The 19985-nt window shown below is 57.4% G+C and carries 16 protein-coding genes, 1 pseudogene and 1 riboswitch; of the genes and pseudogenes, 8 read left to right on the forward strand and 9 right to left on the reverse strand.

Annotated features, from left to right (window positions below):
* Positions 1 to 108 precede the first annotated feature (108 nt).
* Entirely contained in the window at positions 109 to 1008 is a 900-nt protein-coding gene (locus LPQ25_RS08065; protein ID WP_004149074.1) for a LysR family transcriptional regulator, read from the forward strand.
* Here the strand turns inward: LPQ25_RS08065 and LPQ25_RS08070 are convergent.
* A complete protein-coding gene (locus LPQ25_RS08070; RefSeq protein ID WP_014907200.1) occupies positions 998 to 2341 on the reverse strand; it encodes an NCS2 family permease in 1344 nt (447 codons plus the stop codon). The genes LPQ25_RS08065 and LPQ25_RS08070 overlap by 11 nt on opposite strands.
* Before the next feature lie 2 nt (positions 2342 to 2343).
* Positions 2344 to 4155 carry an adenine deaminase gene (locus tag LPQ25_RS08075; protein WP_014907201.1) on the reverse strand — a complete coding sequence of 604 codons (1812 nt, stop codon included), beginning with the start codon at positions 4153 to 4155 and terminating at the stop codon, positions 2344 to 2346.
* A gap of 120 nt (positions 4156 to 4275) precedes the next feature.
* On the opposite strand from LPQ25_RS08075, the gene LPQ25_RS08080 reads away from it, so the two are divergent.
* Positions 4276 to 5202 carry a LysR family transcriptional regulator gene (locus tag LPQ25_RS08080; RefSeq protein ID WP_014907202.1) on the forward strand — a complete coding sequence of 309 codons (927 nt, stop codon included), beginning with the start codon at positions 4276 to 4278 and terminating at the stop codon, positions 5200 to 5202.
* Positions 5203 to 5284: 82 nt separating this feature from the next.
* Here LPQ25_RS08080 and LPQ25_RS08085 read toward each other — a convergent pair whose 3' ends face one another.
* Positions 5285 to 7261 (reverse strand): alkyl/aryl-sulfatase, encoded by a 1977-nt coding sequence (locus tag LPQ25_RS08085; protein ID WP_014907203.1) that lies wholly within the window; start codon positions 7259 to 7261, stop codon positions 5285 to 5287.
* Positions 7262 to 7464: 203 nt separating this feature from the next.
* Here LPQ25_RS08085 and LPQ25_RS08090 point away from each other — a divergent pair, with 203 nt between their 5' ends.
* A complete protein-coding gene (locus LPQ25_RS08090; RefSeq protein WP_014907204.1) occupies positions 7465 to 8100 on the forward strand; it encodes a helix-turn-helix domain-containing protein in 636 nt (211 codons plus the stop codon).
* A gap of 67 nt (positions 8101 to 8167) precedes the next feature.
* Here the strand turns inward: LPQ25_RS08090 and LPQ25_RS08095 are convergent.
* Positions 8168 to 9259, reverse strand: a pseudogene (locus LPQ25_RS08095) (alkyl/aryl-sulfatase); the annotation flags it as partial.
* Between the two features lie 31 nt (positions 9260 to 9290).
* Entirely contained in the window at positions 9291 to 9683 is a 393-nt protein-coding gene (locus LPQ25_RS08100) for a hypothetical protein (protein ID WP_050767837.1), read from the reverse strand.
* Between the two features lie 51 nt (positions 9684 to 9734).
* Here LPQ25_RS08100 and LPQ25_RS27365 point away from each other — a divergent pair, with 51 nt between their 5' ends.
* Entirely contained in the window at positions 9735 to 9902 is a 168-nt protein-coding gene (locus LPQ25_RS27365; RefSeq protein ID WP_349815752.1) for an integrase core domain-containing protein, read from the forward strand.
* Positions 9903 to 10055: 153 nt separating this feature from the next.
* Here the strand turns inward: LPQ25_RS27365 and LPQ25_RS08105 are convergent, their stop codons facing one another.
* Positions 10056 to 10991 carry an alginate lyase family protein gene (locus tag LPQ25_RS08105; RefSeq protein WP_223274102.1) on the reverse strand — a complete coding sequence of 312 codons (936 nt, stop codon included), beginning with the start codon at positions 10989 to 10991 and terminating at the stop codon, positions 10056 to 10058.
* 1023 nt (positions 10992 to 12014) lie between these two features.
* A riboswitch (TPP riboswitch) is annotated at positions 12015 to 12112 on the forward strand.
* Between the two features lie 34 nt (positions 12113 to 12146).
* Here LPQ25_RS08105 and thiM point away from each other — a divergent pair.
* From thiM to fbaB, 3 genes are all read left to right on the forward strand, one after another.
* Positions 12147 to 12920 (forward strand): hydroxyethylthiazole kinase, encoded by a 774-nt coding sequence (gene thiM, locus LPQ25_RS08110; RefSeq protein ID WP_014907207.1) that lies wholly within the window; start codon positions 12147 to 12149, stop codon positions 12918 to 12920.
* Positions 12917 to 13717 (forward strand): bifunctional hydroxymethylpyrimidine kinase/phosphomethylpyrimidine kinase, encoded by an 801-nt coding sequence (gene thiD / locus LPQ25_RS08115; RefSeq protein ID WP_002912707.1) that lies wholly within the window; start codon positions 12917 to 12919, stop codon positions 13715 to 13717. The genes thiM and thiD overlap by 4 nt, the downstream gene beginning before the upstream one ends.
* A 147-nt stretch (positions 13718 to 13864) precedes the next feature.
* Positions 13865 to 14917, forward strand: coding sequence for a class I fructose-bisphosphate aldolase (gene fbaB / locus LPQ25_RS08120; protein ID WP_002912704.1), 1053 nt, complete (start codon positions 13865 to 13867; stop codon positions 14915 to 14917).
* A gap of 58 nt (positions 14918 to 14975) precedes the next feature.
* On the opposite strand, the gene LPQ25_RS08125 is transcribed toward fbaB, so the two are convergent.
* The 3 genes from LPQ25_RS08125 to LPQ25_RS08135 form a co-directional block, all read right to left on the reverse strand.
* Complete coding sequence (locus LPQ25_RS08125; protein ID WP_014907208.1) at positions 14976 to 16259, reverse strand: RbtT/DalT/CsbX family MFS transporter; 1284 nt, start codon at positions 16257 to 16259, stop codon at positions 14976 to 14978.
* Positions 16260 to 16340: 81 nt separating this feature from the next.
* Positions 16341 to 17948, reverse strand: coding sequence for an FGGY-family carbohydrate kinase (locus tag LPQ25_RS08130; RefSeq protein WP_014907209.1), 1608 nt, complete (start codon positions 17946 to 17948; stop codon positions 16341 to 16343).
* Between the two features lie 26 nt (positions 17949 to 17974).
* Entirely contained in the window at positions 17975 to 18724 is a 750-nt protein-coding gene (locus LPQ25_RS08135) for an SDR family oxidoreductase (RefSeq protein WP_004180592.1), read from the reverse strand.
* A 254-nt stretch (positions 18725 to 18978) separates the two neighbouring features.
* Between LPQ25_RS08135 and LPQ25_RS08140 the strand changes: the two genes are divergently transcribed.
* A complete protein-coding gene (locus LPQ25_RS08140; protein ID WP_004180590.1) occupies positions 18979 to 19980 on the forward strand; it encodes a LacI family DNA-binding transcriptional regulator in 1002 nt (333 codons plus the stop codon).
* Positions 19981 to 19985: the final 5 nt, after the last annotated feature.

The raw sequence follows: 19985 nt of genomic DNA on the forward strand, positions 1-19985 counted from the left end.
TGGATTTTTAAAAAGTGTAAGCAAAACGCGGCGCAAGTCTTGTGCCGCTTGCGTTGCAGCGACGGTGATGCGTATTTTGGGAGCAATCTGAAGCAGGGGAGAATCGGCATGTTCAGGCTGGAAGATCTGACCTTATTTGTCCGCGCCGCGGCGCTGGGCAGTTTTAGCGACGCGGCGCGCGAGGCCGGGCAGCAGCCGGCGCAGGTCAGCGCGGCGATTAAGCGTCTGGAGACGATCCTCAATATTCGCCTGTTTGCCCGTTCGACCCGCAGCCTGCGCCTGACGCCGGAGGGGGAGACCTGGCTGCCCTACGCCACCCAGATGCTCGATACTCTCGAGGCCGGTCTGCAGAAGATCCAAACCCCGGACGATGAAGTTCGCGGCATGTTGCAAATTGCCGTGCCGTCGGACCTCGGGCGTAATCTGCTCCTGACCCTGTTCCGCGATTTCCGCCAACGCCACCCGGCGCTGCGCCTGCGGCTGCTCTTTTCCGATCAGCTGACCGACGTGTTTAAAGATCCGGTGGACGTTGCGTTTCGCTATGGCAATAACGACGATGCCTCGTTTATCTCGCTGCCGGTGGCGCCGGAAAATCGTCGGGTGCTGGTGGCCTCGCCTGAGTGGATCGCCCGCCATGGCGAACCGCAGACCCTCGAGGAACTCAGCCAGCACAATGCGTTGATCTACATTTTGCGCGGCCGTCCGTTCGACCGCTGGTCGCTGAGCCTCGACGGCGTGGTTCAGCAGCAGAAGGTTTCCGGCACGGTGATGAGCGACGACGCCGAAGTGATCCGTCGGCTGGCGATCGCCGGGGAGGGCATTGCCTATAAATCGATGCTCGACGTCAGCGACGATCTGCGGGCGGGGCGCCTGCGGCGCCTGCTGCCGCGTTATCAGGGGGATGTAGTGCCGTTGAATCTGATTTGTCCGCACCGCAAACAGCTCTCTGCCGCGGTGCGTTTGTTATATGAAGAGGTGAAATCACATTGTGAAGGGCTTAATGCCTGACTAAGGTCGCGAAGTAATACACCAGCGGGACGGCCAATACCCACAGGCCAATCGGGATCTCCCGCCACTTACCGGCGATAGCCTTGATCACAATGTAAAACAGCAGCCCGCCGGCAATCCCGGTGCCAAAGCTGTTGGCGATAAGGGTGATCATCACCATCATCAGCACCGGCAGCCCGTCGGTGAAGTTGGCAAGATCCACTTTGCGCAGGCCGCTGAACATGTTCAGGCCAATCAGGATCAGCGCCGGGGCGGTGGCTTCTTTCGGGATCATCAACGCCACCGGCGTGAACAGCAGCATCAGCAGGAACATTACCGCCGCCGACAGGGCGGTGAGGCCGGTTTTGCCGCCCGCTTCCGCTGCCGCCGAAGATTCAATCAGCGCCGTCGCCGCCGGAATGCCCACCCACGGGCCGAGCGCGGCGGCAATCGAATCGACCATGAACGGGCGATTAATCTGCGGCATGTTGCCTTCTTCATCCAGCAGACCCGCCTCGCCGCCCACCGCCAGCGTTGTCCCCATGGTGGAGAAAAACTCAGATGCGAAAAAGACGAACAGGAACGGCAGGAAGGCGATGTTTAACGCCCCCAGCAGGTCAACCTGTCCCAGCACCGGCGCCAGCGAGTGGGGGGCATCGATAAAATGCGTCGGCAGTTTAGTCACGCCGAACGGGATACCCACCAGGGTAGCGCACAGAATGGCCCACAAAATGGCGCCCGGAACCTTACGCGCCTGCAGGGCTATCGCCAGGAACAGGCCGCACAGCGCCACCAGCGCGCCGGGGGCGAGAAAGTCGCCGAGCATCAGGGCGTTGGTTTTCGCATTGGCCAGCACCAGCCCGGCATTGCGAAAACCGAGGACGGTGACAAACAGGCCGATGGAGGCCGTCAATCCCAGCTTGATCGACTGCGGCACCGAGCGGGTGACCACTTCGCGCAGGCCAAAGCGGGTCAGCAGGAAGAAGAGGATCCCCGACCAGCAGGCAATTCCGAGGCCAGTCTGCCAGCCAATCCCTTCGCTACCAGCCAGCGTCACCCCCACCAGCACCGAGCCGCCAATGCCCGGGCCGACGATAAACGGCAGGTTGGCATAAAACGCCATCAGCAGCGAGCCGACGACGAAGACCAGAATGGTGCCGGTGGTGGCGGCGCCTTTATCCATCCCGCCGATCGCCAGCAGCCCCGGGATGACCACCAGTAAATAGGCGGCGGCGAGGAAACCGGTGATCCCGGCCAGGCATTCGGTGCGTAGCGTGCCGCCGCGCGAGCGCAGCGCAAAGCGGCGCTCCAGCCAGTTAGCGCGGGCGGAAGAGTGAAGTGTGTTATCGGCCATGCTCAGGCTCCCTGAGGATTATTGTTGTGATCGGTTGGCTCCGGGATCTCCCGGCAGGCTATCAACGGGTCGACTATCTGGCGGCTGCCGCCGTCGGTCAGACCCAAATCGGTTAAATGCGGCCCGGCGTTACAGGCAAGGCAGGTGCCTTCAATGGCCTTGAAGACCCGGTACGGCGGCTCCCAGTCGGCGACTTGGCTGCTCAGATCGCGCAGCTCGCGGAACTGACGCGCCAGTTCCGCGGCCGGGAGATCCGACAGCATGCCGGCAATCGGCATCGCCACATGGGCAAGGATCTCGCCCTGTTGCGCCAGCGCCATCCCGCCGCCGGAGGCGATAAGCTGGTTGGCCGCCAGCGCCATATCATTAGCGTCGCGCCCGAGCACCACCAGATTATGCGAGTCGTGGGAGTAGCTGGTGGCGATGGCGCCGTGCAGCTCACCCCAGCCTTCAAGCAGGGCGATTTGCGGCGTCGCCTGATGGCGGCCGTGGCGGTGCTTGACCCAGATCAGACTGAAGCCGGCGGGCAGCTGGACTTTCCCGTCACGAACCTGCACTTCCACTTCGCCCCACTGGGTGAAGCGCGCGCCGCGGATATGGCGCAGGCGGGCGATGCCGTGACGAATGCCCTGGACGCGCAGAATAAAGTCATCGGCGCGGAGGGGGGCGATCTGCAAAGTATCGCGCGGCGGCGTGACGCCCGCGGCGGGCGCGATCGGTGTCAGCAGGTTGCCCGCGCGGGCCAGCAGCTTACCGCCTACGTAGACTTCGCGGGCCACCAGTTTCTCCAGGGAATCAAACACCACCAGATCGGCGCGCCGCCCGGCGGCAATCAGCCCAAGATCGTGGCGCTGCAGGCGAATAGCGGCGTTGAGGGTGGCGAATCGCAGCGCATCGACCGCCGGTAAACCGTGCTCGATCAGCAGATTAAGCAGGGCGATGATGCCGCCTTTCTCCAGTAGTATATCCGGCGGCACGTCATCGGTGCAGACGGTGATCTGCGAGGAGAGGTGCGGCAGCGTTTTTAACGCCGCGACGATATCCGGCAGCAGATAGGGGTGCGAGCCGCGGATCTCGATCGTCAGCCCGGCGCGCAGTTTTTCCAGCGCGTCGTCCGCCGAGGTCAGTTCGTGATCGGAGGTGACGCCGGCGGCGAGGTAGGCCTGCAGGTCAGCGCCGCTCAGGCCGCGGGCGTGGCCTTCAATCAGTTTGCCGCTGTTGAGACCGGCCTGGACAATCTCCTGCATCCGCTCGCTACCGTGCAGCACGCCGTGCATATCCATCACCTCCGCCACGCCGCGCACTTCCGGCCAGCCGAGCATGGTCTCCATCTCCTCGCCGGCGAAATCAGCGCCGGACATTTCGAGACCCGGCGTGGAGGGGACGCTGGACGGCGCGGCGACCATCACCTGCAGCGGCAGATGGCGGCTGGCGTCCACCGCATAGCGCACGCCAGCGACGCCGAGGACGTTGGCCAGCTCATGCGGATCCCAGAACACTGCGGTGGTGCCCTGGGTGAGGACGATTTCCGCATAGCGCTCCGGCGGCAGGTGCGAGCTTTCGAGATGCACGTGGGTGTCCATCAGGCCGGGGGACAGGTAGCCACCGGCCAGGGAACGCACTTCATGGGCGTCTTCGCGACTGCCGCGCGGGTGGACGCTGGCGATCATCTCGCCGACGATACCGACGTCAGCGGGGCGAATTTCGCCCGTGGCCATATCGACGATCTGCGCATCGATCAGCAGCAGATCAAACGGGGATTCACCGCGCGCGGCCTGCACGGCGCGACGGCGGACTTGAGCATTGCTGGACATAACCACTCCGGCACAAGGATAATGCGGATACTCTAGGGGCACAGCAAACGTTTGCCCAGATGAATAAATTTATCACCCGATAAGCTCGGGTTATTGTGCAGGACCACCGTAGCGAACCCGATGATGAACGAACCCTGGCAGCGGCTGCCCGCGCTCTCTCTTAAACAGCTTCAGTATTTCGTCACCCTGGCCCAGCTGCGCCATTTTACCGATACCGCCAGTCGGCTGGCGATTAGCCAGCCGGCGCTGAGCAGCGCCCTGCGGCAGATTGAAACGGTACTCGGCGGTAAGCTGGTCAACCGTACCGCTGCGACGGTCACTCTGACTGAACTGGGGGCGGCGATGTTACCCCACGCCCAGCGGATCCTCAGCGTGGCGCAGGCGGCCTTTTCCGATATGCAGCAGATCGTCGAGGCGGGCGGCGACGGGACGGTGCGCATCGGCCTGGTGCCGTCGGTCAGTTCGCTGCTGTTTCCTCTGCTGCCGCAGACCCTGGCCCAGGCCTTTCCGCGCCTGCGCATTGAATTTCACGATCAGACCAACGATGCGCTTATCCAGGCGCTGCTGCGCGGCGAGATTGATTTCGGTATCGGGGCGATCGACAGCTCAGTGCCTGCTGAACTGCTGGTCTATCCGCTGCGCGAAGATCCCTTTGTGGCGGTGCTGCACCGCGACGATCCGCTGGCCGCGCAGGCGCACTTGCCGTGGAAGCAGCTGGTGGGGCGGGATATTGCCGTCTTCTCGAAGGGCAATATTCAACGGCTGGTGGCGGCATTAGTGGAGAGCCATCGCCTGACGCTGACCACCCGCTACCAGGTGGACTATATCGAAACCCTGTATGGTCTGGTGCGCTCGCGCTTAGCGGTGGCCATTCTGCCGGCGCTGTACACCACCCATCTGCAGGACCCGGCGCTCCAGGTCGCCCAGTTGCAGCAGCCGGCGCTGACCCGTACGGTGGCCCTGATGCGCGGCCCGCAGGCGCTGCCGCCGCTTATCGAAGCCTGTTTTTCCCTGCTGCAGGGAGAATTGCGTCGCGCTGATGCCTGATCCGCACATTGATTATCGTGGCGGGGGGATCAAAAAATCCCCCGCGGCCTGACCGGCGACGGGGGATGTCCGTGTTAAACGCTTATGGTGTGACGATATTGAACCAGAAGGCAAACGTGTCCATGTAGCTCAGCATCTCGTCGAGCTTAGCGCCATTACCGCTAATCTTGACCTTGCCCTGAGCTTCAGCCTGCTTCAGCGTTTCCTGCTTGAGGATAATCTTATTCAGGGTGTCGCGGCTGAGCGAGATGCTGGCGTCGGCATTGTCCGCCACCGCATTGGCGGTATGGTTAAGCACGCCGTTTTCCAGCTCCAGTTTGTACTTGCCGCCGTCTTTACCCAGGTCGATATTAAAGACCGCTTTAGCCGCCCCGGCTTTTTCGCCGTTGATATGCACCCCGAGGTAATCGAAGAACATTTCTGGCGTCATCGCCCGCACGGTATCCGGGCTGGCGGTGTTCGGCGTCGGCAGTTTCTGCACGCCGTTACGTAGCTCCTGAGCGCCGGTGAGGTAGAAGTTGCGCCAGGTCCCGGCTTCCGCCTGATATCCGAGCTGCTCCAGGGCGTCGGCTTCAAGATCACGCGCCTGCTGATTGTCAGGATCGGCGAAGACGATTTTGCTGGTCACCTGGGCCACCCAGCGGTAGTTCCCCTGCTGGTAGTCGGCTTTGGCTTTCTGCATGATGGCATCGGCGCCGCCCATATATTCCACGAACTTCTTCGCCGCCTGTTCTGGCGGCAGCTCGTCGAGGGTGGCCGGGTTGCCATCAAACCAGCCGAGATAGAAGACGTAGGTCGCTTTCACATCGTGGCTAACGGAACCGTAGTAGCCGCGGCTGGACCACTGTTTCTCCAGCGAATCCGGCAGCTTGAAGTTGGCGGCGATCTCATCGCGGGTCATGCCTAAGTTCGCCATACGCAGGGTCTGGTCGTTGATATAGCGATACATATCGCGCTGACCTTTCATCAGCTTCACGATATTGTCGTTCCCCCAGGTCGGCCAGTGGTGCTGAGCGATAATCACTTCCGCCTCGTTGCCCCAGCGGTCGATGGCGGCGTTGATGTATTTCGACCACGCCAGCGGATCGCGGATTTTGGCGCCGCGCAGAGAGTAAGTGTTGTGCAGGGTATGGGTCACATCCTCTGCCGCCTCGATCATTTTCTTCTCTTTGACATACCACAACATTTCCGACGGCGCTTCCGAGCCCGGCGCCATCATAAAGTCATAGGTCAGACCGTCGATCACTTCCTGCTGACCGGTATGGGTAATGTAGTGGGTCGGCGGGATCAGCGTAACGGTACCCGCCGAGGTGGTGGTGCCGAGACCGGCGCCGACCTGTCCCTTAGCGTCCGGCTTCAGCAGGTTGCCGTACATGTAGCTGGCGCGGCGGCTCATCGCAGTACCGGCCATGATGTTCTCGGAAACCGCTTCCTCCATAAAGCCGGCAGGGGCGTAAATCTTCACTTTACCGGCCTTCACGTCAGCTTCATCGACTACGCCACGGATACCGCCGTAGTGGTCCACATGGCTGTGGGTAAACAGCACCGCCACCACCGGTTTTTTCGGCCGGTGGGCAAAATAGAGCGCCAGAGCCTCTTTGGCCGGTTCGGCGCTCAGCAAGGGGTCGATGACCGTAATCCCGGTTTTGCCTTCGATAATGGTCATATTGGAAAGATCGAGATTACGGATCTGGTAAACGCCGTCGGTAACTTTGAACAAGCCGCCGATATTGAGCAATTGTGACTGTCGCCACAGGCTGGGATTGACGGTGTCCGGCGCCTTTTCGCCTTCTTTGACGAAATCATATTTGGCGGGATCCCAGATAATATTTCCCTGTGCGCCTTTGAGCATCGCTGGCGGCAGGGGGGCGATAAAACCCTGATGGGCGTTATTAAAGTCGGTTTTATCCGCGAACGGCAGTTTGCGGTATAGCGCCTGATTCGCCTCACGCGTGGCCGGTGTGGCATCCTGTTGTAGCGCGGCGGCAAAGGCGGTTATCGACAAAGACGATAACATTCCGGCCAGCGTCAGATTTTTGGCTATCTGATTTAATTTCATCACTACCTCTCAGGTAATTTATTACGTGGGAATAAAAGCAATATTTCCCGCTTAAAAAGTGAATGGCTTGCGGTTTATTCTAAAGACTAATATTCCGCTGAATAGTCCCATATGGGACTGGCGCGGCGCCGCCAAAGGAGCCTCTCGTCTTTAGCAGGCGAGGACTGCTATACTGTCGCTAACGGCGCAGGCGAGGGCAGAGGATGAATTTCCAGGAAATACATAGTTATTATAAAACGTTAACCATAGCCGACTTTTTTGCTGATATCCTCGTGGAGGGTGAAGAGGTTATTCTCGCCGCCAGTAAAAATTGGCGTCCGGAGACAGGATATATTTATTTTTGTACCGAGGGTTCGTTATCAATATTAATGCCGGATAATGGATTGAGTATTGGTAATTCCATTGAGCATATGCCGATTGGCCTGATGGAGCGGTATTGCCCGCTGGCGAAATTTGAATATACAGGCAGTGGCCCGGTGACGCTGCGAAAAATCACTTACGCGGCCTTCGATCGTCTGTTTATTGAAAATCATCCGCAGCGCGTTGAGGCGCTGGCGAAAGTGCTGGTGTTCATGAGTATCTTTACCATCGACCTGCACAATGAACGCCGTCAGGTGACGAGCTATCAGACGATTCGCCCGATGCTATATCGCTATCTGTATCGGCAGCATACGCATGAGGGTGAAAATGAGGGACTGGCGTTATTTATCATCAGGCGTACCAATCTTTCGCGTACCCATGTTTTTCGCGTGCTGGCGGACTTAAAGGCGGGGGGATATATCACCATGAAACGTGGCAAGCTTATCTCTATCGATCGACCGTTGCCCGCAGAGTACTAAACGTCGCTGAGAAGGTAACAAGGCGGCATTCACCGCCCTGCTACCCACTACGCCCGTCAGCGAATCATTACGGCGTCACGATGTTAAACCAGAAGTCAAACGGGTCCATATAGCCAAGCATTTCATCGAGTTTAGCCCCGTTACCGCTGATTTTCACCTCACCCTTATCTTCCGCCTGCTTCAGGGTCTCTTCTTTGAGGATGATTTTGTTCAGGGTGGCGCGATCCAGCGTCAGGGTGGCATCCGCCTCTTTGGCTTGCGCATTCGCGGTGTGGTTCAGCACGCCGTTTTCCAGCTCCAGCTTATATTGGCCGCCATCGCTGCCGAGATCGATATTGAACACCGACTTCGCGTTACCCGCTTTTTCGCCATTGATATGGACCGCCAGATAATCAAAGAACATTTCCGGGGTCATGGCGCGGACGGTGTCCGGGCTGGCGGTGTTCGGGGTCGGGCCTTTTACCACACCGTTACGCAGCTCCTGGGCGCCGGTGAGATAGAAGTTACGCCACGGGCCGGACTCCGCCTGATAGCCTAACTGCTCCAGGGCATCGGCTTCCAGATTACGCGCCTGCTGGTTGTTAGGGTCGGCGAAGACGACTTTGCTCACCACCTGGGCAACCCAGCGGTAGTTACCCTGGTCATAGTCCTCTTTCGCTTTCTTCAGGATGGCATCCGCGCCACCCATGTAATCGACGAACTTCTTCGCCGCTTCTTCCGGCGGCAGTTCGTCAAGGGTGGCCGGGTTGCCGTCGAACCAGCCGAGATACAGCACGTAGGTGGCCTTCACATCGTGGCTGACCGAGCCGTAGTAGCCGCGGTTAGCCCAGGTATTGGCGAGGCTGTCCGGTAGCTTAAAGTTAGCGGCGATTTCATCGCGGGTCAGGCCTTCGTTAGCCATCCTCAGGGTCTGGTCGTTGATATAACGATACAGGTCACGCTGGCTCTTCAGCAGGTTCACCACGTTCTCGTTGCCCCAGGTCGGCCAGTGATGCTGGGCCATAATGATCTCAGCCTTATCGCCCCAGCGAACGATCGCCTGGTTGATATATTTCGACCACGGCAGCGGCTCACGGATCTTCGCCCCGCGCAGCGAGTAAGTGTTATGCAGGGTGTGAGTGACATCCTCTGCGGATTCGATCAGTTTCTTCTTCCTAATATTATTTGGTTGTCCACGTATTTCTATTCAGTTATAGCGGGAAGGCTGGAAAATTAACAAAAATTAAACACACAGGATTTATTGCCAGGTAGGGCTGAATCTGCGCAGAAAACGCCCCTGCAAGCATTTCAGTGCCGCACTTCACCAGCAGCGCTCGGGTCTGACGCACATCAATCAGTGTTAGAGTAGGGATTTCATGGCGGATAGTCTTTTTAACCGGCAACGTTTTCTGGTGGTGACTGTAGTGGATATTTTTAGTCGTGAGTGTCTGGCTAACCATGCCGGAATATAGCTGAAAGGCGAGGATGTGGTCAGCATAATGGAAGGAATACGGGGGCTGAATAAGCGCTTGCCAGTACGTATCCAGACGGATAACGGCAGCGAGTTTATCTCGAAAAGTCTGGGGAAATAGCTGTATGGGCACGGTGTCACGCTGGACTTCTCACGCCTAGGAAAACCAAAGGATAATCCGTTTATTGAGAAAGTCTGCGCAAACTTTCACTGGTTCCTCCCACGGGAAGATGCGCAGGACAAACTCGCCAAGTGGCGCAGGGAATATAATCATGATAGGGAGCATTCGTCACTTAATGACACGACTCTGGCTGAATTCATTCGAAGTCTTCGGAAAGACGAGGAGCTCTGATTTAGCACTGCACTGAATTTGTGCCATTGCCGCGAGTTATCAAATGTTGATGTGACAATATATTTAACCCAATGAGACTTAGGACTGCGAAAAGATGCATCCTTAACCAGAATGCATCATATTATAATGTAGATGACTATTGTTGAAATGAAATTAATTGCACCAATCCATAATCAAAGGAGGTTTAGCCAAGAGCTTCAAGGCTAGTGGCTCATATGATGCATTGAATGCAGATGCTAACCAGTAAACTGATTTAGCTTCCTCAGGCCGAAATATACCATTGAAATTTTTTAGACCGCGCTGCTTTCTTATGGCGTCAAGTTTTATTTTTGAATTTATAAATTCATTATGCGTTTTTTCTCCTGTGACATAGGGGGTCAGCCAGTTTATTCCTTTTTCAAGTGACGCATTATTTGGAGCAGTCCAATGGTACCAATCTTCACCGCGTGACATTGCGGCAAGTGCAGCCTGTAGTAGCGGCTGGAGGTCGTATACAACATAATGAATAGCATCTCGTTGTTTGAAGTCAACAACCTCCCCCTCACTATTCATGTTTTCTTCAATTTGCTTTTTAAATAATCTTCTTGATTCGTTAAAAAGGTGATCATTATCTGTTGCAACAGCTATTAATGTAATGAGTTTAATTCTGTGGCTTTGCCAGTTACTATACCAAGATATTCCTTTTGGTGCATTATTCATTCGAGTTATGTATCCATTTGCCCAACTATATAAATATTTGTTTATATCGCTGCGCTCTTGGGGTGATAGATTTGACTTAATAATTACGTACGTTTGAATTAATTGATCAAAAACAGTTTCATTTATGGGGTGATATTCCGGCTCATAAGTGTTAATCCAAGCTAGAAGATATTCTTTCGATGCTTCAAACCACTCATTTCCCAATCCATTTTTCCATGCGATCGCACTTACTAACATTAGGCGCAGATCTTTTTCCGATTTAATGCTTTGAATATAAATATCTTGCCCAGCTAACATGCTTTCCGTATGAACCTGCTGCATCGGTGATGGAGGACGAAGATTGCCTGTATCATCTTTAATTCTTGAAATTGGAGGCTTGACGTATTTCATGTCGACATTGATAGAACATGTCATCCGTGCTGATACGGATGATTGGCATACTGCTAGGATTGAAGCAACGGCCAGGAGAGTAGTGGCTACATTTCGCATAATTCTGATTGACCTATTGATAGTTGGTTTAATTCCTGTTGGATCTTGGAGGAAGCAATGTCATGCCACTACTCACAAGTGATCCAAATTACAAGCTATTTGATATGAGATCGAGCAAAGTATAAATTCATAATTCTCATGAGCAAGCTTTAAGTTAAAGTATAGAAAATGTAAATAACTAACATTGTAACGAAAAGAATCAAAAAGTAATACATTGATTTTATTGTTTTTTTAAGGGTGCGTCCTGCGAAGTATAGACCGTTAAGTTGAGAAATGTCGCTTTTTCGTACCTATGGACTCAAAACAAGAGGTGTTACTAGTCCTTGGTCACGAGATGAATCATTGATATAACTCTTTGGTAAACAACAAACAAAATGGATGAGGCTTAGAAGAATTTGAAGGACCAGCACACATCTTGTACGCTGGTACTAAGTGTTTCTGGTATCTATCCTTTTGTAGTTACTATAACCACCGCTTTTGAGCCTTTGGTTATACTTTCAACTCAAAACTGCTTACGTTAACCTCTTATACAATATGGTTTATGAAATTTACTAAAAATAATTACATTTATGCTCCAAAGCAATAAATAACCTATCAAATTTAGTCACTTAGGATTGAATGCCTCTTATATCAGCAGCAGAGAATAACATCATAAATCGCCAATTTATAGTACAGTCCCTTTACACAAGCCTGTCTTCCCATAAGTCATAAATGCTGACTATTTTCTAGGTGGATAAAACCTTCATGTCGATATTATCCTCTTGCTATTAGTTGTTACATGACTAAATTTGTGGCGTATACCTAACCGAAGACGACTGCTCAATGATCAGGTTCACTTTCATTGTAAGAACCCTATAGCCTGTACGGCAGGCTTGCCTCAATGGGCAACTTCCCCTAAGCTGTCAAAAAGTAAGTTAATTCTTACTAAATGACTCGGGGTGCCCTTCTTCGTTGAAGGCTGAGAAATACCCGTACCACCTGATCTGGATAATGCCAGCGTAGGGAAGTCAGAGACCGCAGGGTCATTGCTTCTACCTCGTCTGGCGGGAGCAAACTATGCCTGAGCTGTTGAATCCCGCGCCTGTCGCGCACCTGCGCCATCTGCTGCGCGCCCATTCCCCCCTTGTGCACTGCATGACTAATGACGTGGTGCAGACCTTTACCGCCAATGTTCTGCTGGCCGTCGGCGCCTCGCCGGCGATGGTGATCGATCCCCGCGAAGCGGCGCAGTTTGCCGCTATCGCCGATGCGCTGTTAATTAACGTCGGTACCCTGACCGAAGATCGCGCCGTGGCGATGCGCGCTGCGGTGGAGCACGCCCGTCAGGCCGGCAAGCACTGGACGCTGGATCCGGTGGCGGTCGGCGCCCTGACCGTGCGCACGGCCTTTTGTCACGAGCTGCTGGCCCTCCAGCCGGCGGCCATTCGCGGCAATGCCTCTGAAATTCTGGCGCTGGCCGGGATGAGCGCCGGCGGGCGCGGGGTGGATACCACCGATACGGCCGCCGCGGCGCTGCCGGCGGCCCAGGCGCTGGCTCGTCGGCTGGCCACCGTGGTGGCGGTCACTGGCGAGGTGGACTACGTCACCGACGGCGAGCGGGTGCTCAGCGTGGCGGGGGGCAATCCGCTGATGACCCGGGTGGTGGGCACCGGCTGCGCGCTGTCGGCGGTGGTGGCGGCGAGCGCGGCGCTGCCGGGAGACCGGCTGGAAAACGTGGCCGCCGCCTGCGGGCTGATGAAGCAGGCCGGGGCGATCGCCGCCCGTCAGGGAGGCCCAGGCAGCTTTATTCCGGCGTTTCTCGACGCGCTGTATCAGGAGGTGCAGGGATGAAACGCATCAACGCCCTGACCATCGCCGGCACCGATCCCAGCGGCGGGGCCGGTATCCAGGCCGATCTGAAAACCTTCTCCGCGCTGGGGGCCTATGGCTGCTCGGCGATCACCGCCCTGGTGGCGCAGAATACCCGCGGCGTACAGTCGGTCTATCGCATCGAACCGGATTTTGTGGCCGCGCAGCTCGACTCGGTGTTCAGCGATGTGCGTATCGATACCACCAAAATCGGCATGCTGGCGGAGACCGATATTGTGGAAGCCGTGGCCGAGCGGCTGGCGCGCTACCGGGTGGCCAACGTGGTGCTGGATACCGTCATGCTGGCGAAAAGCGGCGATCCGCTGCTGTCGGCCTCGGCGGTGGAGACCCTGCGTCAACGATTGTTGCCGCAGGTGTCATTGATCACCCCGAACCTGCCGGAAGCGGCCGCGCTACTCGATGCCCCCCATGCGCGTAACGAACGGGAAATGCTGGAGCAGGGGCGGGCGCTGCTGGCGCTGGGCTGCGGCGCGGTATTGATGAAGGGCGGCCATCTCGACGATGCCGAAAGCCCGGACTGGCTCTTCACCCGCGAAGGGGAACAGCGGTTCACCGCGCCGCGAGTGCAGACCAAAAATACCCACGGCACCGGCTGTACGCTCTCCGCCGCGCTGGCGGCGCTGCGCCCGCGTCACGCGGACTGGGCGGCCACCGTTATCGAGGCGAAGGCCTGGCTGTCGGCGGCTCTGGCGCAGGCCGACTCTCTGGAGGTAGGCCACGGTATCGGGCCGGTGCACCATTTCCACGCCTGGTGGTAAATGGCAGCGCAACGGGACAGCAGAATCTCCTGAAAAAATGGCCCCCCGGCTGGAAAATAGGCTAAGTCGGTACCAGGCTTAACCTGCCCAAAAAAATTGGGTTGGGATAATGCATGCCGGCTTCGGCCGGCCTTACGGGAGATTGCTATGACTGATATTACGCAGTTGCTGGGCAAAGATGCCGAGAGCCTGTTGCAGCACCGTTGTATAACCATTCCGTCCGACCAGCTGTATCTGCCTGGCGCAGATTATGTTGATCGGGTGATGGTGGATAACAACCGACCACCGGCGGTGCTACGCAATATGCAGACCCTGTACAATACCGGACGCCTGGGGGGAACCGGCTACCTTTCCATTCTGCCGGTTGACCAGGGCGTGGAGCACTCGGCGGGCGCCTCCTTTGCCGCCAACCCGCTGTACTTTGATCCGAAAAATATCGTCGAGCTGGCGATTGAAGCCGGCTGTAACTGCGTGGCGTCGACCTACGGCGTGCTGGCCTCGGTGTCGCGCCGCTACGCGCATCGCATCCCTTTCCTGGTGAAGCTTAACCATAACGAAACGCTGAGCTACCCCACCGAATACGACCAGACCCTCTACGCCAGCGTTGAGCAGGCGTTCAATATGGGGGCGGTGGCCGTGGGAGCGACGATCTATTTCGGCTCGGAACAATCGCGTCGTCAGATAGAAGAGATTTCCGCCGCCTTTGAGCGGGCCCATGAGCTGGGCCTGGTCACCGTGCTGTGGGCCTATCTGCGCAATTCGGCGTTCAAGAAAGACGGCGTCGACTATCATGTTTCCGCTGACCTGACCGGTCAGGCCAACCACCTGGCGGCCACCATCGGCGCCGATATCGTTAAGCAAAAGATGGCGGAGAATAACGGCGGCTACAAAGCGGTTAACTTCGGCTATACCGACGACCGGGTGTACAGCAAACTGACCAGCGATAACCCCATCGATCTGGTGCGCTACCAGCTGGCCAACTGCTATATGGGCCGCGCCGGGCTGATCAACTCCGGCGGCGCGGCGGGCGGGGAGACCGACCTTGCCGACGCGGTGCGCACGGCGGTGATCAATAAACGCGCCGGCGGCATGGGGCTGATCCTGGGCCGCAAAGCGTTTAAGAAATCGATGGCCGACGGCGTGAAGCTGATCAATGCCGTGCAGGATGTTTATCTGGATGGCAAAGTGACTATCGCATAAGGCAAAAATCCGGGCGGCACCGCCCGGATTGCGCATTGTTTGTACCAGATGCGGTGTATTAAGACTCTGCCGCGTTGGCGGTAAACGGTTTCGCATGCTGATCGCTGGTAAAGCCAGGCTGTTCAACGCGGATTAACGGGCACAGGAAGAAGGCCAGAATATATAAGGCGGTATAGGCTATTACCACGCCGATAGTGCTGAAATAGGGCAGCAGTACCACGGCAATCGCCGGCGCCAGAAAGTTCGACAGCCCGGCTGACAGGTTATAGACCGAAATCGCCGCGCCTTTATGGTTCGGCTCCAGCGCCGGGAACACCGCCGCCATCGGCACAAACGCGGCGACAAAAATCCCCAGGGCAATAGCCGGTACCAGCGCCATGGCAAAATTTTGGCCGAAGTGCTGGGGCAGGTAATAGAACGCCAGGCTGGAAAGCGCCATCCCGATGCAGCCGAACCAGCGGATAACCTTCATCCAGCCCATTTTCTCCGCCACAATCCCCCAGAAAACGTTCGAAAAGATAGTAGTGAAGAAGAATGCCGCCCATACCTGCAGCCATTCCGAGGTGGTAAATCCCAGCTCATCAACAAACATCATCGGCATGATCACCGCAAAACCAAACAGCGACAGGGTGTTGATAATGCGCACAATGCTCGAGAACAGAATGCTGCGGTTGGTATAGAGTAGCGTCGCCGCGCGCCCCAGTTCGGCGAATTTTTCACGAGTGGTCAGGTTCTGCATATGGCGCGGCGTTTCGGTATGACGCATCGACACCAGCGCAATAATGCCGCCGGTGGCGCAAAAGAGCAGCGCCAGCCACAGGGTGCCCATTTCGCCAATGTGGGGAATGGTAAAGCTCGGAATATAGCTGCCGAACACGCCGATACCCACCGAGTAGACCGCCCAGAACCAGCCCAGCGCGGAGCTGGAACTGTCGCTGCGGACGTTGTGGATAATGGCGACGATAAAGGAGTAGAGGAACAGCGGGTAGGCCAGGCCGCGGATGCCATAAAACAGCAGGATCAGCGCATAGTTGGCGCGACCGAGGCCGAAGACGAGGAACAGTACGTGGAACACACACCACAGCACGAAGCCAATCAGCATGGCCTTGCGTGGGGTAATGATTTCCGCCACCACGCCGGAGACCCACGCCGACAGGGCGGCAGCCAGACCGTAGAGAGTAAAGGCAAAGGAAGCCTGCGCCGGGGTGAATCCGAGTGCTTTGATGTAGTGCGACAGAAAAGCCAGCTCAAACCCGTCGCCGGTCATAAACACGGCGATGGCGACATATCCCCAGATGAGGTTGAGCGGTAGACCGTACCACTGTTTGTTATTAACGGACATGTTGACCTCGATTTCAGAGTGCAGATGAGTGTCTCCGCTGCACAGCAGCGGAGCATTATTGTTATAAAATAAGGAGGTATGTTATTCGCGAATCAGCCTGCCGGCCTGTTGTAGCGCCTTATAGGCCGCATACCTGCGCTGATGAAACGGGCTAAACGCCGTCTCGCTGTGATAGGTGGCATCCACCTGAGTAAACTGCTTCATGGCCTCCGGCAGCGAAGCCGCGACTCTGCCCGCCACCGCGCCGAGGATGGCGGAACCTAACAGCACCGGCTCGCGGCTGGCGGTGCTCACGACGCTAACGCCGCAGGCGTCGGCCAACAGCTGACGCACCAGCGGATGCTGCCCGGCTCCGCCGCTGATGACGATATTTTCACTCTCAATTCCGCAGGCGCGCTGGGCGTCAATGATCTGTCGCAGACCATAGCCAATCCCGCATAAGCCGGCAACGTACAGCGCGGTCAGGTTATCCAGGTCCCGCTCCATCCCCAGCCCGGCAATCAGCGCTTTCGCGTGGGGATCGGCAAGCGGCGCGCGATTACCGAGAAACTCCGGAACGACGTGCAGACCGGCGGCCAGCGTTACCGCTTCAGAAGGGGAAGCAACTTGCGTCAGAACGCGATCCGCCAGCCAGACCGGCAGAGGGACGCCTGCGGCTTTCGCTTGCTCGCGCGCTTCCGCCGCCGCCGGATGGAAGCTCAGCAGCTGGTCGATAGCCGCGCCGGCGGCGCTTTGCCCGCCTTCACTTAGCCAGTAGCCCGGCACCATCGCCGAATAGTAAGGGCCCCAGACGCCCGGGACGAATACCGCTTCCTGAGTGGTGGTCATGGTGCAGGAAGAAGTGCCGAAGACATAGGCCATATTGTTGACCGCGCCGTTAAGCACGCCGACGGTACCGATGCCGCCCGCGTGGGCGTCAATCATCCCCACCGCCACCGGCGTGCCGATCGGCAGGTCCATCTCCTCTGCCGCCGTGGCGCAAAGGCCCTCGCCGCAGGGGGTGCCTGGATCGACAATCCGCTGGCCGATGCGGACAAAATCTTCATCCGCCAGCTCTTCGAGGCCAATCTGGCGGAAGTAACCGGCATCCCAGCGTTGTTCATGCGCCAGATAGGTCCATTTACAGGTCACCGTGCAGACCGAGCGGGCTTCATCGCCGGTTGAGCGCCAGGTGAGGTAATCGGCGAGGTCGAAGAAGTGGCGCGCCTGCTGATAGATGTGCGGGCGATTCTCCTTCAGCCACAAAATTTTCGGCGTTTGCATCTCCGGCGAGATTTTGCCGCCAACGTACCGCAGTACCGGGTGGCCCGTGGCATTGATCTTTTCCGCCTGCCCGGTGGCGCGATGATCCATCCAGACAATAATGTTGCGGTCCGCATCGTCCGAAGGCCCGACCGCCAGCGGCGCATCGTTATCGCCAATCACCACCAGCGAGCAGGTGGCATCGAAGCCGATCCCGGCTATCGACGACGGCGAAACGCCGGCGCTGGCCACCGCCGTTTTAATGCAGTAGCACACCGCCTGCCAGATCTCACGGCTCGACTGCTCGACCTTGTTTCCGGCGCTGCGAAACAGGGTTATTTCCCGGGTCGCGTGGGCGAGGAGCTCGCCCCGCAGATTGAATACCCCGGCGCGCACGCTGCCTGAACCGACATCCACGCCAATAATGTTTTGCGTATCGTTTTGCATCACATCCTCTCACAGGCTGGCCAGGGTCAGAGATCCACGCTGTTCGGCAGGATCACAATGTCGCGCACGGTGACGTTTTTCGAACGCGTCACCATAAACAGCACCGACTCCGCCACTTCAATCGGCTGCATCAGGCTGCCGTTGGCCAGCGCTTCGTCCATTTTGGCTTTTGGCCAGTCGTCCAGCAGAGCGGTAACCACCGGGCCCGGCAGTACGGCGCCGACGCGCACGCCATACTGCGCCACCTGGCGACGAGTGGTGTGTACAAATGCCTGCACCGCGAATTTCGACGCGGTATAGACAGGCTCCCAGATCACCGGCACCACGCCCGCGATCGAGCTGGTGAAGATAATATCCCCGGATTTTTGCGCGATCAGATGCGGCAGGACGCTGCGCACGCAGCGGAAGGCGGCGTTGATATTAAGGTGCAGCACGCGGTCCCAGACGTCCGGGTCGCCCTCGGCCACCGGCCCGCCGATATAGGCGCCGGCGTTGGCGTGGAAGATATCGAGACGCCCGGTAAGCTGCAAAATGCCCTGCAGTAGGTTATCGACCTGGTCCGCCTGCATCAGGTCGACCTGCAGGGCGAAGGCGTTTTCGCCAAGTTCGGCGACCAGTTTGTTGAGCTTTTCGCCTTCGCGGTCGATCAGTACCACTTTTGCGCCAGCCCCCAGCAGGGTCCTCGCGCACTCGAGGCCGATACCGGACGCCGCGCCGGTGATCGCGGCGACTTTACCGCTGAGGGAAGTATTCATAGAGGAGACAGAGTGGTTCATTTTATAATCCTTTGCCGTGTCTGGTTAAAACTATCGAACGCGAGGGCATCACGTTCGAGGTGATAGACTAAACCTGGTAACATATTGAATATCAGCATCTTAATTCAGGCTTGCTGGCATGTTGAGGCGGTATGCGTGCGTACTTCCTGGCGTGAAAAGGATGCTCAATCGATGAAGCTATGTTGCTCTCGCTTCATCGATTGAGCAAGTGGGGAAATTAACAGCGACATGATTTTGTGACGCAAGTTGGAAAAATGAAGAAGATAACGATTTACGACCTGGCGGAACTTTCCGGCGTTTCGGCGAGCGCGGTGAGCGCTATCCTCAACGGTAACTGGAAAAAGCGCCGCATCAGCGCCAAGCTTGCGGAAAAGGTGACGCGGATTGCCGAGGAGCAGGGCTATGCGATTAACCGTCAGGCCAGCATGCTGCGCAGTAAAAAATCACACGTCATCGGTATGATTATCCCCAAATATGATAACCGCTACTTCGGTTCCATCGCCGAACGCTTTGAGGAGATGGCCCGCGAGCGCGGCCTGCTGCCGATTATCACCTGTACGCGCCGGCGTCCGGAACTGGAGATCGAAGCGGTAAAGGCGATGCTCTCCTGGCAGGTTGACTGGGTGGTCGCGACCGGGGCGACCAATCCGGATAAAATTTCCGCGCTATGCCAGCAGGCGGGCGTGCCAACGGTCAATCTCGACCTGCCGGGCTCTCTCTCGCCGTCGGTGATTTCGGATAACTACGGCGGCGCGAAAGCGTTGACTCATAAGATCCTGGCTAATAGCGCCCGCCGCCGCGGAGAGCTGGCGCCGCTGACCTTTATCGGCGGGCGCAGCAGCGACCATAACACCAGCGAGCGTTTACGCGGCTTCCACGATGCGCATCGCGAGCTGGGGCTTAGCGTGCCGCAGGCGAATATTCTGGCTCCCGGCTATTCGAAAGGACACGTTGAGGACTGCCTGCAGGAGCGGTTTGGCAGCGCGAAGACGTTGTTGCAGGGGATATTTGTTAACTCGACGATATCCCTGGAAGGGGTTGTGCGCTGGCTGTCGCAGGTGGGTCTGACCGGCAGCGAGCAGCCGCCGATGGGCTGCTTCGACTGGGATCCTTTTGTCTACCTGCTGGGGCACGATATCGACATGGTGCAGCAGGACGTGCCGGCGATGCTGGACGCTGTTTTTTCGATTATTGACGCCGGCGAAGCCAGCCAGCAGCGGATTGAAATTCCCCCGCGACTGATGAGCAGCAGCTGAGTCGC

The organism is Klebsiella sp. KPN54798 (genome assembly GCF_021184225.1).
GTDB lineage: Bacteria > Pseudomonadota > Gammaproteobacteria > Enterobacterales > Enterobacteriaceae > Klebsiella > Klebsiella pneumoniae.